This is a genomic window from Staphylococcus lugdunensis, assembly GCF_002901705.1.
Lineage (GTDB): Bacteria > Bacillota > Bacilli > Staphylococcales > Staphylococcaceae > Staphylococcus > Staphylococcus lugdunensis.
On sequence record NZ_PPPV01000016.1, the window covers coordinates 237,401 to 252,164 of the forward strand.

At 35.9% G+C, this 14,764-nt stretch carries 13 protein-coding genes; 1 reads left to right on the top strand and 12 read right to left on the bottom strand.

The window, feature by feature from the left end:
• Positions 1 to 402 precede the first annotated feature (402 nt).
• Both CD041_RS08040 and CD041_RS08045 read right to left on the bottom strand, forming a co-directional pair.
• Positions 403 to 1,680 carry a cation:dicarboxylate symporter family transporter gene (locus CD041_RS08040; protein ID WP_002460267.1) on the bottom strand — a complete coding sequence of 426 codons (1,278 nt, stop codon included), beginning with the start codon at positions 1,678 to 1,680 and terminating at the stop codon, positions 403 to 405.
• A 165-nt stretch (positions 1,681 to 1,845) separates the two neighbouring features.
• A complete protein-coding gene (locus CD041_RS08045; protein ID WP_070648255.1) occupies positions 1,846 to 2,205 on the bottom strand; it encodes a DUF3139 domain-containing protein in 360 nt (119 codons plus the stop codon).
• Positions 2,206 to 2,454: 249 nt separating this feature from the next.
• Here CD041_RS08045 and CD041_RS08050 point away from each other — a divergent pair, with 249 nt between their 5' ends.
• The gene (locus CD041_RS08050; protein WP_080606517.1) at positions 2,455 to 2,883 is read left to right on the top strand and encodes a MarR family winged helix-turn-helix transcriptional regulator; all 429 of its coding nucleotides are present in this window, start codon (positions 2,455 to 2,457) and stop codon (positions 2,881 to 2,883) included.
• 223 nt (positions 2,884 to 3,106) lie between these two features.
• Here the strand turns inward: CD041_RS08050 and CD041_RS08055 are convergent, their stop codons facing one another.
• From CD041_RS08055 to nirD, 10 genes are all read right to left on the bottom strand, one after another.
• Positions 3,107 to 4,261, bottom strand: a complete 1,155-nt coding sequence (locus tag CD041_RS08055; RefSeq protein ID WP_002460271.1) for a nitrate/nitrite transporter — start codon at positions 4,259 to 4,261, stop codon at positions 3,107 to 3,109.
• 355 nt (positions 4,262 to 4,616) lie between these two features.
• On the bottom strand, positions 4,617 to 5,270 hold the full coding sequence (gene nreC, locus CD041_RS08060) for a nitrate respiration regulation response regulator NreC (RefSeq protein WP_002460273.1): 654 nt from the start codon (positions 5,268 to 5,270) through the stop codon (positions 4,617 to 4,619).
• 20 nt (positions 5,271 to 5,290) lie between these two features.
• Positions 5,291 to 6,325, bottom strand: coding sequence for a nitrate respiration regulation sensor histidine kinase NreB (gene nreB, locus CD041_RS08065; RefSeq protein ID WP_002492810.1), 1,035 nt, complete (start codon positions 6,323 to 6,325; stop codon positions 5,291 to 5,293).
• A gap of 12 nt (positions 6,326 to 6,337) precedes the next feature.
• The gene (gene nreA / locus CD041_RS08070) at positions 6,338 to 6,787 is read right to left on the bottom strand and encodes a nitrate respiration regulation accessory nitrate sensor NreA (RefSeq protein WP_002478710.1); all 450 of its coding nucleotides are present in this window, start codon (positions 6,785 to 6,787) and stop codon (positions 6,338 to 6,340) included.
• Between the two features lie 22 nt (positions 6,788 to 6,809).
• On the bottom strand, positions 6,810 to 7,484 hold the full coding sequence (gene narI, locus CD041_RS08075; protein WP_070648254.1) for a respiratory nitrate reductase subunit gamma: 675 nt from the start codon (positions 7,482 to 7,484) through the stop codon (positions 6,810 to 6,812).
• Positions 7,477 to 8,052 (bottom strand): nitrate reductase molybdenum cofactor assembly chaperone, encoded by a 576-nt coding sequence (narJ, locus tag CD041_RS08080; RefSeq protein ID WP_080606516.1) that lies wholly within the window; start codon positions 8,050 to 8,052, stop codon positions 7,477 to 7,479. The genes narI and narJ overlap by 8 nt, the downstream gene beginning before the upstream one ends.
• Positions 8,045 to 9,598 (bottom strand): nitrate reductase subunit beta, encoded by a 1,554-nt coding sequence (gene narH / locus CD041_RS08085; RefSeq protein ID WP_070648253.1) that lies wholly within the window; start codon positions 9,596 to 9,598, stop codon positions 8,045 to 8,047. The genes narJ and narH overlap by 8 nt, the downstream gene beginning before the upstream one ends.
• Positions 9,588 to 13,271, bottom strand: a complete 3,684-nt coding sequence (locus CD041_RS08090; RefSeq protein WP_080606515.1) for a nitrate reductase subunit alpha — start codon at positions 13,269 to 13,271, stop codon at positions 9,588 to 9,590. Before CD041_RS08090 ends, narH begins: the two co-directional genes overlap by 11 nt.
• Before the next feature lie 254 nt (positions 13,272 to 13,525).
• Positions 13,526 to 14,458, bottom strand: a complete 933-nt coding sequence (cobA, locus tag CD041_RS08095) for a uroporphyrinogen-III C-methyltransferase (protein ID WP_002478707.1) — start codon at positions 14,456 to 14,458, stop codon at positions 13,526 to 13,528.
• Entirely contained in the window at positions 14,449 to 14,763 is a 315-nt protein-coding gene (nirD, locus tag CD041_RS08100; RefSeq protein WP_002460283.1) for a nitrite reductase small subunit NirD, read from the bottom strand. The genes cobA and nirD overlap by 10 nt, the downstream gene beginning before the upstream one ends.
• Position 14,764 lies beyond the last annotated feature (1 nt).

Here is a 14,764-nt window from a genome sequence, read left to right on the forward strand (position 1 = left end):
GTCGTATTATAATCTTTATACATAAGGCACCTCGTTAATTTAGTTTAGTGAAGTTTATTAAATGATACGAAAGTGCCTTATTTTTTTAAAGTATGTTGATGTAAAATTACATATAAATGCGACGTATTTTGGCGAGACTCTTGAGGAAACAGGACGAGCTGAAGACTACAGGCTGAAGCTGTCCCCTAAGAAAGCGAGCCAACAATACGAAGTATTGAATAAAAAGAAGCGCTCAGATGAGTTAAATTCAATTCATCTGAGCGCTATTTTTCTGAGATTTATGTCCCAGACCCTTTCTGACATTTATATCCCAGACCCCTTTGTTAAATTTTGATTATTTTTACTTGTTACCATTAAAAAACCGAGCTCAATGGCTCGGTATAAAAATGTCAGATTTATTTTTTAAATTGATTCTAAGTATTTTTGTCCTTTTTCTTTGTCGTAAACATTTTCCCATTTTGCAATAACTACTGTTGATAATGCATTACCACAAACATTGACACATGTACGTACCATATCAAGAATACGGTCAACACCAATGATTAGTGCTAGTCCTGCTGCCGGTATATTCATCGCACCTAACGTTGTTAATAGTACAACGATGGACGTACCAGGAACAGCCGCCATACCTTTAGATGTTACCATTAATGTCACCATCAACATAATTTGTTGGGACAATGTAAGATGATGGCCATACATTTGCGCCACAAATAATGCGGCAATCGATTGATACAATGCTGAACCATCTAAGTTAAAGGTATATCCAATAGGTATAACAAAAGATACAATATCTTTTGGTGAACCAAATTCTTCCATTTTCTTCATCATACTAGGCAATACTGCCTCAGAACTAGATGTTGAAAAGGCTAATAAAAGTTCACTTTTCAGTATTTTAATAATAGATAAAATACTAACTCCGCACATTTTAGCTACAATACCTAAAACAACAAGTATAAAGAATACCATTGCAAATACTACTAATAATACTAATTTCAATAAAGGTAAAAGTGCTGATGCACCAAATGTAATAATTGTTGTACAAATAAAGGCAAATACACCTAATGGTGCTAATTTTAAGATTTTATTAATCATCCAGAATACAGCATCTAGTGTCCCACTTAAGAATGCCTTAACAGGTTCACCCTTTTCTCCGATTGCTGCCAATGCTAAACCAAAGAATACAGCAAAGAAGATAATCGGTAATAATTCACCTTTTGTTAAAGCTTCGAAAAAGTTAGTAGGTACAATATTTACAATTGTATCAATGAAATGATTACCATATGTAGAATGTTCAGCTGCTTGTGCTGTTGTTTGATATTTTGAGATATCGCCAGAAGGTAATTTAGAACGATCTAATCCTTGACCTGGTTTAAACAAGTTTGCAAGGATAATACCTAATGCAATTGCGATTGTTGTTATAATTTCAAAATAAAGAATTGTCTTCCAACCATATCGTCCAACTGTTTTAGACTCACCTACACCAGAAATGGATAAAGCAAGTGAACAGAACACCACTGGAATTACAATCATTTTTATGAGATTAAGAAATACATCTCCAAATGGTTTAATGTAATTCGCAACTTGGTCTTGTCCATAAAGTAAAAGTCCGACGATAACCCCTAATACTAATGCAATTAATACTTGCATTGGTAAACTTATTTTTCTCTTGAATAGAGCCATACTGCAACCCCCTCATCTGACATCGCTTCATTATATCATTTATAAATAAAATTGGATATAAATTTTTAAAATATTACAGCGATAATGTTTAAATATTCTGTTATTTAACCGTATTAACATATCAGATACGCGTATATTGTAGCGCATCTGATAGTGTTTTTTAACTTATGGTTTATAGTTTTGGTCAAATGTATTATGTTTCGCACCCTTAATATTTTTCTTTGTTTCAGTATCGAAACCTTCTAAGAAAATACCTTTTTGTGTGCTAATTGGCTGAACAACATAAGTTAATTTTGGCTCATCTTTAAACACGATTTCTTTATAGTATACACCTTTTTTGGCACTATATTTTGTTTCCTCTTTTTTAATTAATCCTTTAAGATGCTTATCTTCTATGTAACTATCCACAAGCTGAATATTTTTATGACTTTGATACATTTTCATTCCAAAAAAGAAAGCAATTGCGACTACTAAAGAAATCACTAATATGATGATAATTCTGGTGATAACCTGCTTTTTGGTCATTGTAAATCTCCCTTTACTAAAATCTTTAACATGTCCGTTAAATTAAGGTACTATTCAAACTATTATGAATGAAACAGCACGATTTTTAAAGTATATCACTTCACTTGTAACAAATTTTTCTTAAAATATGTGAAATTGTTTACAAATATATTGTATGTCAACTATAGATTTTATAATTATAAACTAATTGCATAAAACCTTGACATCCCTAACTATTCCTACTATTGTTATGGGATAAGGAGTGATTAAATGCAGCATAAAGAAAGCTATTTAGACAATCAGCTATGCTTTTTACTATATGTATCATCAAAGGAAAACATCAAAAAATACACCACGTATTTAAAAGAACATGACCTTACTTATACAGCTTACATCGTTATCATGGCTATAGAAGACAAAGAAAAACTGAATATTAAGACATTAGGTAATCGAGTTTATCTTGATTCAGGTACACTTACGCCTTTATTAAAAAAACTCGAAAAAAAAGGTATTGTCACACGCATACGTGAAACAAATGATGAACGCAACTTGCAAATTTCACTAACTGAGCAAGGTGTAGCATTAAAACCTGAATTAGCTTCTATTTCAAAAAATGTATTTTGTGATGCAGGCGTTAGCAAAGAGGAAGCACAAAAGCTCATCAAAATTATGCATCAATTTGTTGTCGATAATTTTTAACAATGATGATTACAAGCGATTAAAGTGACTATTCATTAACTCATTATTAGATGATACTTCTTGGCTGCTCATTTCAATCACTTGATGCAACATTTTATTGTTATATACTAATGATTATACTTATAAAAAGCCCTTGTTCATTGCGCACGTTTAACATCGCAAAGAATAAGGGCTTCTAAAACGTTGAGCAAGCAACTAGTCATAGGCTTATACTAACTTGATTTTATACATATTCCTTTTTATATAAGTGAAACATTGTAGCAAAAGCCACGACCCCAAATAATGCAAGTAAAATAAATGCTAAATGACTTGTGCCAGTTAGAGACTTTGCCAACGAAATAATCAAAGGTGGGAAAAAGCCCCCGAGGCCTCCCATCATAGAAACGATGCCATTCGCTGTACCTGATTCTTTAGAAAAGTATGATGGTACAAGTTTGAATACAAGACCATTTCCAATTCCTGCACATACACTTATCATTAAACAACCAATGGTAAAGAGTGCGATATGATCTGATACCCCCAAAATAATTGCACCAATAATTAAAAATATAAAGTCCATCATTAATCCTTTTACGGCATTAAATTTATCACCTATCATACCTCCAATTGGACGTAAAAATGTAGCTAAAGCAATAAATACACCCGACCGAATACCCGCATCTACTTTATCTATAGTGAAATGATGCACTAAATAATTCGGTAAAAACAAACCAAATGCCACAAAAGCACCAAATGTGATAAAGTACCATAAACTTAAATAATATGTTCTATAATTACCAAATAAATCCTTCATTTGTGCGATTAAAGGAATTTTAACCTTCGGCTCTTTTCCATCTCCACATAAAAACATAATCAATGCAAAGACAGCTATAAATATAAGATAAAAGCGTACAGTTGTTTGCCAGCCAATAATCCCTGCAATAGGTGGTGCTAAAAAGGAAGATACTGCTGTACCAATATTACCTACACCATAAATACCATTTGCTAAACCAACTTTATCTTTAGAAAAATACTTCGGTATTGACGTTACACCCACAGAAAAGATGGCACCACCAACACCTAGAAAGAAACCAGATGTCATAAGCATGCCAGGTGTTTGTGCAAGACTCAAGAAGTAAATTGGAAATAATAGCACAATAAAACTACTGAAAAACACCCATTTTGCGCCAACCACATTGGTTAAATAACCAAATGGAACACGCAATATTGAGCCTAAAATTACTGGAATTGCTACAATAATTGATATTTGCACATCACTTACTTTAATATCTTGCGACATGAATGGCATTAATGGAGATATAATACTCCACGCCATAAATCCAACAACTAGACTCAATGTTTGTAAACCAAGTTGAAAGGCACCTTTTGTCCTAAACATTTTTTCACCTTCATTATTTATGTAATTAGTGTTAGTACATGCATGAGGATAGCAATCAACTATATGACATCACACACCCTACTTCAGACATATTTCTATAACACATACCAACTATAATTAAAGTTTATAATCCTTGTGATAAATTGAACATAAGGATAATCCCTGATGTTTATAGACAATTTCCCTATTTGTTATCGGTCGCTATTTATGTCATTTTAGTTCTGATATAAAAAATGCACAAAGACAATTTTTAATTTCAAATCATCTTTGTGCTATTATTTTGAGATTGATGTCCAACCTGTGTATGTTATTTCACTTTTTATTTTCTTGTTATACACCATCAATTTAAATAAAATCAAAAATCTAATAACTTTTTCTTGAGTGCATATTCTACAAGTTCTGGCTTAGATTTTAAGCCTAATTTTGACATAATATGCGTCTTATGTGCTTCTACCGTTTTAACGGAAACAAAGAGCTTTTCTGCAATTTCTTTATTGCCATAACCTTTAGCAATTAATGGTAAGATTTCCAATTCTCGTTTCGATAATATTTTAAAAGGATCATTTGTAGTGCCAGTATCATATTGTGGCTGATTGACAAACTCATTAACGAGAGATGTTGTCAGCTTCATATCCACATACATCTCACCTTGATAAACAGTCCTTACTGCTAAGATTAGCTGTTCATCTGGTGCATTTTTTAGTATATAACCTTTAGCACCATTTCTTAGAACATGGAATAAATATTCTTCGTCATCATACATCGTTAATATTAAGATTTTTGTTTCTGGAAAACTGTCTGCAATTTTACTTGTAGCAATTAAGCCTGATTCGCCAGGAGGCATACTTAAATCCATAATTAACACGTCAGGCTTATGCTCCATAACCTTTTGATATGCCTCTACGCCATCAGCAGCAGTATCTACAACTTCCATATCGTCTTGAAAATTCAGAATCATTGAAAACCCTGTGCGCACTACTGCATGGTCGTCTGCTATAACTATTTTCAATTGAATTCCCCTAACCTACATTAAATTGGTATTTCTAATGTAATAATTGTTCCTTTGCCAATTTGAGTATCAATATTTACATTACCATTGACTAGCTCTGCACGTTCATTCATGCCATATAAACCTAGACCTGTTCCTTTAGGCTGTGACTGAGGGTTAAAGCCCACACCTTGATCAATCACTTCTGCAATGATGTGATCACCTGTATCTTGGATACTCACATCAATGTGATTCACGCTAGCGTATTTCAAGGCATTTAAAATACTTTCTTGCACAACTCGATACACAACGGTTTCAATGTCGCTATCATAGCGCTTACCCTGAATATTCGCCTGATAACTAATGGCTAATCCATAGGTTTGTTCAAAGTGTTTAAAATAAGATTTAAAAGCTGCTTCTAAGCCTAAATCATCTAAGGATGATGGCCGTAATTCGACAGAAATATTTCTAATATCGTCGATTAAATTGGCCATCAAGCTTTCAACTTGTTGGGCTTTATCGGTAATTAATACTTTATCTTGTTGATATTTTAATAATCTCAATTCAATATTAATATTTAATAATTCTTGTACAACACTGTCATGTAATTCTCGAGAAATACGTTTACGTTCGTTCTCTTGAGCGGCAATTACTTTTCGAATCATTTGACGTTGATACATTTTTTCTTGACGCTCAATTTGTGGAGAGATATTTTGCAAAGTAAACGCATAAATACCTTTTACGTCATCGATACATTGATATGTCGCAGTAAAAGGTTGTACCTGTTGATCTACAGTTTTCATAAACACTTGGAAGTTTGCATCTGTTGGTTGAGTCGTATCCATAAAACAATTCATACAGCTTTTTAATGCAAATTCGTTGGAATAGCCCTCACACTGACGACAAATTGCATTGGTCATGGTACTGTAATTGTTGTCTTCTGAAATAATTTCCTTTGCTGCATCATTCATTGCGATAACTTTACCGTATTTGTCTACAAAGACAATCTTTTCCTGTGTTGTTTTATAATATTGTTGTAATAACTGCTCTAATTGTTCTTCATTAATATTGAGCACTCCTATCACCTATCATCCTTCTGAAAATACGCTTAGTTTACCTTGAATATTAACCTTATCAAAATTGTCTGGCAATGGCTTATTTTGACGTTGACCAAGCAATAATACGCCCCATAACTCATTTTCAAACCATAGTGGAATCGCAATCAAACTCGTTAAATTTTCACTTAGTAAAATGGGGTACTTTAAGCGTTCTTCAAAGCCAATCTCTTGATCAACCTGCTCAATGATCATTCTTTTACCTGTTTTCATTACCATACCAGCGAGGCCACGCCCTTTTTTTAAAACAATTAGCTTATATCTATCGTTGGTATTGCCAGAAACAAATTGCCATTTAATTGGTGCGCCTGAGCGAAAGCGTTCTGGTGTCGCTATCGCAGCAAAATCATAGCCTTCACATTGTCTTAAAGTTTCTAAATCTGCTTGCAAACTGTTCGTTTCAATATAAGATCGAGGAGACAATATATTAACCCTTTCTTTAATGTTATTTATGTTTACGATAAATGATATACCGACGATTCACATATGATAATGGTACGCTCCATACATGGACTAACCTTGTAAATGGCCAACATGCCAGAATTGTAAATCCTAATAAGATATGACACTTAAATGATAGTGGGACATGATTCATCAACATGGCATCCGGTAAGAATGTAAATAGATGTCTAAACCAAATTGATATCGTTTGGCGATAATCAAAATCTGGCGTAACCGCATTTGTAACTAACGTCGAATAACATCCCATAAAGATAATAATGAGTAATAAGAGATTAACAAATATATCTGATGCTGAACTTAAGCGTCTAACATTCTTAAGTGTTAAGCGTCTACTTGTTAACAACAACATGCCAATCAACGTCATTATACCAAAGATACTACCAATATACACAGCACCAAAGTGATACAAATGATTGCTAACACCTAAAAACTCTATCCAGTGTGCTGGAATGGCTAAACCAACAACATGCCCCAAAAACACAGGAATGATACCTAAATGAAATAATAAACTTCCCCATTTCAATTGTTTCTTCTCAATTAATTCGCTTGATTTAGCTGTCCATGAAAATTGATCATATTTATACCGCGCGATATGACCAATTACAAAAATAGCAACACAAAGATAGGGATAAATCACCCATAAAAATTGATTAAGCATGTGTTGTCACCCCTTTTGGTGCTTCAAGACATTCTTTTAATGTCTGACGCAAAGCACGGACCACATAGGCATACGGATTGTAATCCTCAGCCAACAAGTTTGCCATCGTATACGTGCCATCTTCAATAATCATAATGACTAACTGAATATTATCTTCCGCACGTGGATCATCATGCCATTGTGCCACATGTAAAAACTGCAACATTAGCGGTAAATAATCAGACAGTTCATTATCAACCATTTTCAAGCCAAACATCTCATATAAGACCTTTAATTTAGCCAACATCTGCCCGCGTTCTTTTTGTGTATCAAATTTATTATATGTCATATATAATGGTGCCTTCTTACTAAAATCAAAGGTATCCGTGTATATTGCCTTAATTTCTGATAAAGTGTACTGTTCCATCATTGTGCGATAAGCAACAAGGTCGGCATATGCAGGATGTGAAGGCGCTATGGTCTCTTGAAAGATATTTTGATTGAAAGTGATTTTTTCTGGAAAATTCAGTTGCTGTGCAATATAGCCAAAACTATCTTGATATTGTCTAAAATTTGCAAGATTAATCACGGAAAATACCTCCATAGAAATGATCATTATAAACTTCTTGTCCTGTCTTTCCAGAACCTACTGCTACGCCACAACCTTCACAATTTTCTCCAAAATATTCTCCACTATACCCTTGGCTACCTTGTGCACGATACGTATCTAAGTAAGTTTCTTTGTGTGATGTAGGCACTACAAATCGCTCTTCATATTTAGCTATACCTAACAAGCGATACATATCTTTTAACTGCTGCTCAGATAAGCCTAATCTTTCTAATTTATGCATCGCAAATGGTTGATTCGTTACTTGAGCACGCATATAACTTCGCATCATTGCCATGCGTTGCAAAGCTTCTTTCACTGGTTTCGTATCTCCAGCTGTAAACAAGCTTGCTAAATACTCAACAGGTAAACGCATTTCATCAATTGCTGGGAAGATCATATCTGGATCTTGCTTAGCACCTTTACCTTCAAAATAACTCATGATTGGACTAAGCGGCGGACAATACCATACCATAGGCATCGTTCTATATTCGGGATGTAGCGGAAAGGCCAACTTATACTCTATAGCCAACTTATATACCGGAGAATGTTGAGCTGCTTCGATCCACTCATGGTTAATGCCGTCCTTTTCAGCCTGTGCAATCACATCTTCATCAAATGGATTTAGAAAAATATCAAGTTGCTTTTCGTACAACGCTTGTTCATTTTCAGCAGATGCCGCTTCATGCACACGATCTGCATCATATAAAAGTACACCTAAATAACGCATACGACCCGTACATGTTTCAGAACAAACTGTAGGAAGCCCGGCTTCAATTCTTGGAAAGCAGAATGTACATTTTTCTGCTTTATTTGTCTTCCAGTTAAAATAAACTTTTTTATACGGACAGCCAGTCATGCAATAACGCCAACCACGGCAGGCTTCTTGGTCAACAAGTACAATACCATCTTCATCCCGTTTGTACATTGCACCAGATGGGCATGATGCCACACAACTTGGATTTAAACAATGTTCACACAAACGTGGCAAATACATCATAAATGTTTCATCAAATTGAAACTTGATATCTTCTTCAATTCGTTGAATATTAGGATCTTCTGGTCCAGTAACATGTGCACCTGCAAGATCATCTTCCCAGTTAGGACCCCATTGTAAATCCAACTTATCACCTGAAATAACTGAATGTGCTTTTGCTACAGGAGAATGTTGCCCTTGTTTAGCTGTTGTCAAATGTTCATAATTGTAAAACCATGGTTCATAGTAATCTTTAATTACTGGCATATCAGGATTATAGAAGATTTTTCCTAAAGCAATTTTTGACCAGCGACTCCCTGATTTAAGTTGAAGTTTGCCTTTATTGTTGCGCACCCAACCGCCTTTATATTGCTCTTGGTCTTCCCAACGTTTTGGATATCCAACACCTGGCTTTGTTTCTACATTATTAAACCACACATACTCCGCACCCGGTCTATTCGTCCATGTATTTTTACATGTCACACTACACGTATGACAACCAATACATTTGTCTAAGTTCAATACCATTGCAATTTGTTCTTTAATCTTCAAGCCAATTGACCTCCTTCATTTTTCTCACGGCCACATAGATATCTCTTTGATTGCCAATCGGTCCATAGTAGTTAAAGTGATAGCTTATTTGTGCATATCCACCAACCAGCTGTGTCGGTTTTAAATGAATACGAGTTGGTGCATTATGAGAACCTCCTCGCGTATCTGTGATTTCTGAGCCAGGTGTTTCAATATGCTTATCCTGTGCGTGATACATAAACATTGTTCCTCTAGGCATTCGATGAGATGTGACGGCACGCGCAGTCACAACACCGTTTCTGTTATATACTTCGAGCCAATCATTATCACTAATGCCATGCGCCTCGGCATCTTCATTTGATAACCAAACAACAGGTCCACCTCTAAATAATGTCAGCATGTGCTGATTGTCTTGATAAGTCGAGTGGATATTCCATTTACCATGTGGTGTTAAGTATCGTAATACTAGGGCATCTTGTCCGCCTTTTACTTGTTTATCTCGTGTGCCAAAGACCATCGGCGGTAATGTCGGTTTGTATACTGGTAAACTTTCACCAAATTGCTGAAATATTTCATGATCAATATAGTAGCTTTGTCTTCCTGTTAATGTTCTGAAAGGAACAAGTCGTTCGATATTTGTTGTAAACGGTGAATAGCGACGGCCATTTTTATTTGATCCAGGAAAAACGGCAGTTGAAATCACTTCTCTAGGTTGTGCAGTAATATTTAAAAATGATAGCTTTTCGGCTTCACGTGCGCTAGAAATATCTTTCAATGGCATACCCGTTTGTTGTTCTAAATCGGTATATGATTTTTGAGATAACTTACCATTCGTCGCAGATGAAACATTTAAAATCGCATCAGCCACTTTCCTTGCTGTATCGATACGTGGACGTTGATTTCTGATTGATGTTATGTCGTCATCATTCCAAGTTCCTATCATACTTTTTAGTTCCTCATATTGTTCACCCGCATGATAACTCACACCATGCGCACCTATTTTCCCGTTTTCCAACAAAGGTCCTAACGTAACAAATTTGTTATATATTTGAGTGTAATCCCGTTCAACTACAGTAAAATTAGGCATTGTGCGTCCGGGAACTGCTTCTATTTCTCCTTTAGACCAATCTTTGACTTGACCGAATGGTGTTGAAATCTCTTGCTTAGAATCATGACCTAATGGTGTAGTCACAACATCCTTATAAGTACCTGGCAAATAATCTTTTGCCATTTCTGAAACTGCTTTACTTAATGTCTTATAGATATCCCAATCTGAGCGCGATTCCCATAGTGGATCTATTGCAGGATTGAATGGATGTACGAAAGGATGCATATCCGTTGATGAGATATCATGCTTTTCATACCAAGTTGCAGCTGGCAACACAATATCTGAATAGAGTGGTGTAGCTGTCATTCTAAAATCTAATGATACTAATAAATCAAGTTTGCCTATTGTATCGTCTCGCCAAGTAATTTCTTCAGGCTTATCATGCTCATTAGGTTCAGCCATCAAGCCAGATTTAGTACCTAATAAATGCTTCATAAAATATTCTTGCCCTTTTGCAGAGCTTGAAATTAAATTTGAACGCCAAACAAATAATGTTTTAGGATGATTCTTCTTCAAATCAGGATCTTCAATTGCAAACTGTGTTTCTTTATTTTTCACGGCATCAACTGCACGTTTAATAATTGCTTCGTTTGACGCATCGCCAGCTTCTTTCGCCTCTTCTCCAAAGAGTAAGCTGTTTTTATTAAACTGTGGATAAGATGGTAACCAGCCTAAGCGAGCAGCAGTCACATTGTAATCAGCAGGATGCTGGTGCTTAACATGTTGTGCAAGAGGTGAAGTTAAACTAGCTACATTGGATTCTTCATATTTCCATTGATCAGTCGCAAAATAAAACCAACTTGTACCATTTTGTAAGCGTGGTGGTGCTTGCCAATCTTTGGCAAAGGCAACCGTATTCCATCCTTCAATAGGACGACATTTTTCTTGTCCAACATAATGTGCCCAGCCTCCACCATTTACACCTTGACAGCCACATAACATGACCAAATTTAGAATTGAGCGATAAATGGTGTCAGAATTAAACCAATGATTAATACCTGCACCCATAATAATCATCGAGCGACCACCAGTTTCTATCGCATTTTGCGCAAACTCTCGTGCAATTTGAGTCACAGTCGATGCTTTAACACCAGTAATTGATTCCTGCCAAGCTGGTGTATACTTGGATTGCTGGTCATCATAGGATGTTGCCTCCATGGCATGATTGAAACGCTGTATACCATACTGACTGACCATCAAATCATAAACTGTCGTCACTTGAACGTTTTGACCATTGGCTAACTGTAACGTGTATGTTGGAATTGGTCGCTTAAAGATTCCATCACCATCGCTATCAAAATATGGAAATTGAATGGTTTTGATGTCATATTCAGTATTCGCCATCGTCAGTGTTGGATTGATTGTTTGACCATCATCAGTTTCCAATTTAAGATTCCATTGTTTACCTTCTTCCCAACGTTGTCCCATCGTGCCATTAGGTACCACAAACTGTTGGCTCTCTAAATCATAAATCATTGGCTTCCATTCATTATTGTCACTGTCAATACCTAAGTCACTTGCACGTAAAAATCGCCCTGCTTTATAGCCTTGCTTATCTTGGTCTAACATAATAACAAACGGCATATCCGTATACTGTTTGGCATAATTAATAAACATTTCATTCGGCTCATTTTGGTAAAATTCTTGTAAAATCACGTGTGTCATCGCCTGAGCAATTGCAGCATCAGTACCTGGATGCGGTGCCAGCCAGTTGTCGGCAAACTTTACGTTTTCAGCATAATCCGGAGCGACCGAAATAACTTTAGTTCCTTTATAACGTACTTCGGTCATAAAATGCGCGTCCGGTGTACGTGTAAGAGGTACGTTTGATCCCCACATAATAATGTAAGCTGCATTGAACCAATCACTTGATTCTGGTACATCTGTTTGTTCACCCCATATTTGTGGTGATGCAGGTGGTAGGTCAGCATACCAATCATAAAAACTCAACATTTCTCCACCTAATAAACTAATAAATCTAGCTCCAGCAGCATAACTAATCATCGACATAGCTGGAATAGGTGTAAATCCAGCAATTCGGTCTGGTCCGTCTTTTTTTATCGTATATAAAAGCTGCGCCGCAATGATATCTGTGACATCTTTCCAACTAGCTCTGACGTGTCCACCCATACCTCTTGCTGATTTATATTGCTTAGCTTTTTCTTCATCTTCAACTATTGAGGCCCATGCTGCAATGCGATTACCGTTGTTTTCTTCAAGTGCTGTAGTCCATAAATCCAATAGTTTACCTCTAATATAAGGATATTTAACACGCAACGGACTATACTCATACCAAGAAAATGATGCACCACGAGGACAACCTCTTGGTTCAAATTCAGGCATATCCGGACCACAACTTGGATAGTCAGTTTGTTGATTTTCCCAAGTAATCACGCCATTCTTCACAAAAACTTTCCAGGAACATGATCCTGTACAATTGACCCCATGCGTAGTACGAACGACTTTGTCATGGCTCCAACGTTCACGATACATTTTCTCCCATTCTCTGCTTTTACTTTCTAAAATGGACCAATTACCGTTAAATTTTTCAGTTGGCTTAAAAAAGTTCAATCCAAATTTCCCCATCTATATGTCCTCCCGTAAAAGGTTTAACACGAGTGCTACATTCAACATTCATATCATTGTCTTAGTTACATTGTATATTTTTTCACAAAGTTCTAATATTAGGGAATTGCCTAATTGCCTTAGTTGAAACCCTAAATTTTCAAAAATAAAAAGAAGCGAGACAGAATTCATAATGACTTCTGTCCCGCCCCGGCGAGTTTAACTGCCAATATATAGTTTATAGCCTAAAACATAGTGATGTCCCAGACTCACACTTACTCCATATAGATATAATCACACTGATGTTGTGCGATGATATGTTGAAATAAATCGTGCTGACTTTGATGTGCTGTCTTACTTGGTTGTATCAGACATGGTGTTCCTATATCTGCTAAATGTTCAGCTTGTATTAGCGCCTGTTCTTTTTCACCTACGAGTATCTTTAATATGCTATCTCTGCTGTTAGCCTTAGGTATTTGTGACATATGTTCTACGATAGGACCAACCAAACAAATGCCAGGTTGTCCTTCTAAATTTATCTTAGTTAATTGCGCTTCGATGGTTGATAAACGCCCTATTACGGTTGTTTCGTTATACCAAGAAGCATTAAAAATCACTGCAATTGGATAATCTTCAGTTGATACCGCAGTAATTTGTTGAATAATATGCCCTAAACGCTTAACTCCCATATAAATGGCAAGTGTACCACCATTGTGTAAATTTCTAATATCTGTTTCATTGCTGACATCATCTTTGAAATGCCCTGTTGAAAAAGTGACACTTGGTGCAACTTGACGCATCGTTAGTCCGACATTCATAGTTGCTGCTGCAGCACTCGCAGACGTAATGCCTGGGACAATTTCTACTTCTATCGCTTGTTGTTTTAATGCCTCAAGCTCTTCATAAACACGACCAAATATCGCAGGATCACCACCTTTTAATCTAACAACATGTTTATATTGATGTGCCGCAGCAATCATTTTATGATTAATCTGTACTTGTTGAATGTGTTTATGGTATGGCTTTTTACCGACATTAACGAAGACTGCTTTCTCTGACGCATACTGTAAAATAAGTGGATTGACTAAACGGTCATACAATATAATATCCGCTTCTCTAATTAAACGTTCGGCTTGTTTCGTTAATAAATTAGGATTTCCTGGACCAGCGCCTACAAGATATACCTTGCCACCATTGGCTATAGACATACGTAGACATCTCCGTCAATGACTTCTACTGGATATACGGTTACACAACCTTCATCAGGTTCTTGAACTTCACCAGATGCTAAATCAATTTTTTGATCATGCAGGGGACAGTATACATATTCACCACTGACCGTTCCTTCTGACAAAGGACCTTGTTTGTGCGGACAAACATTATGAATAGCATGAATATGACCACTTTCAGTTAGAAATATACCTATTTCATTACCATCAACAATGACCTTTTTCCCTATTAAAGGTGTTAAATCATCGATTGTTAATACTTTTACTTTTTCTCCTGTTCTCATC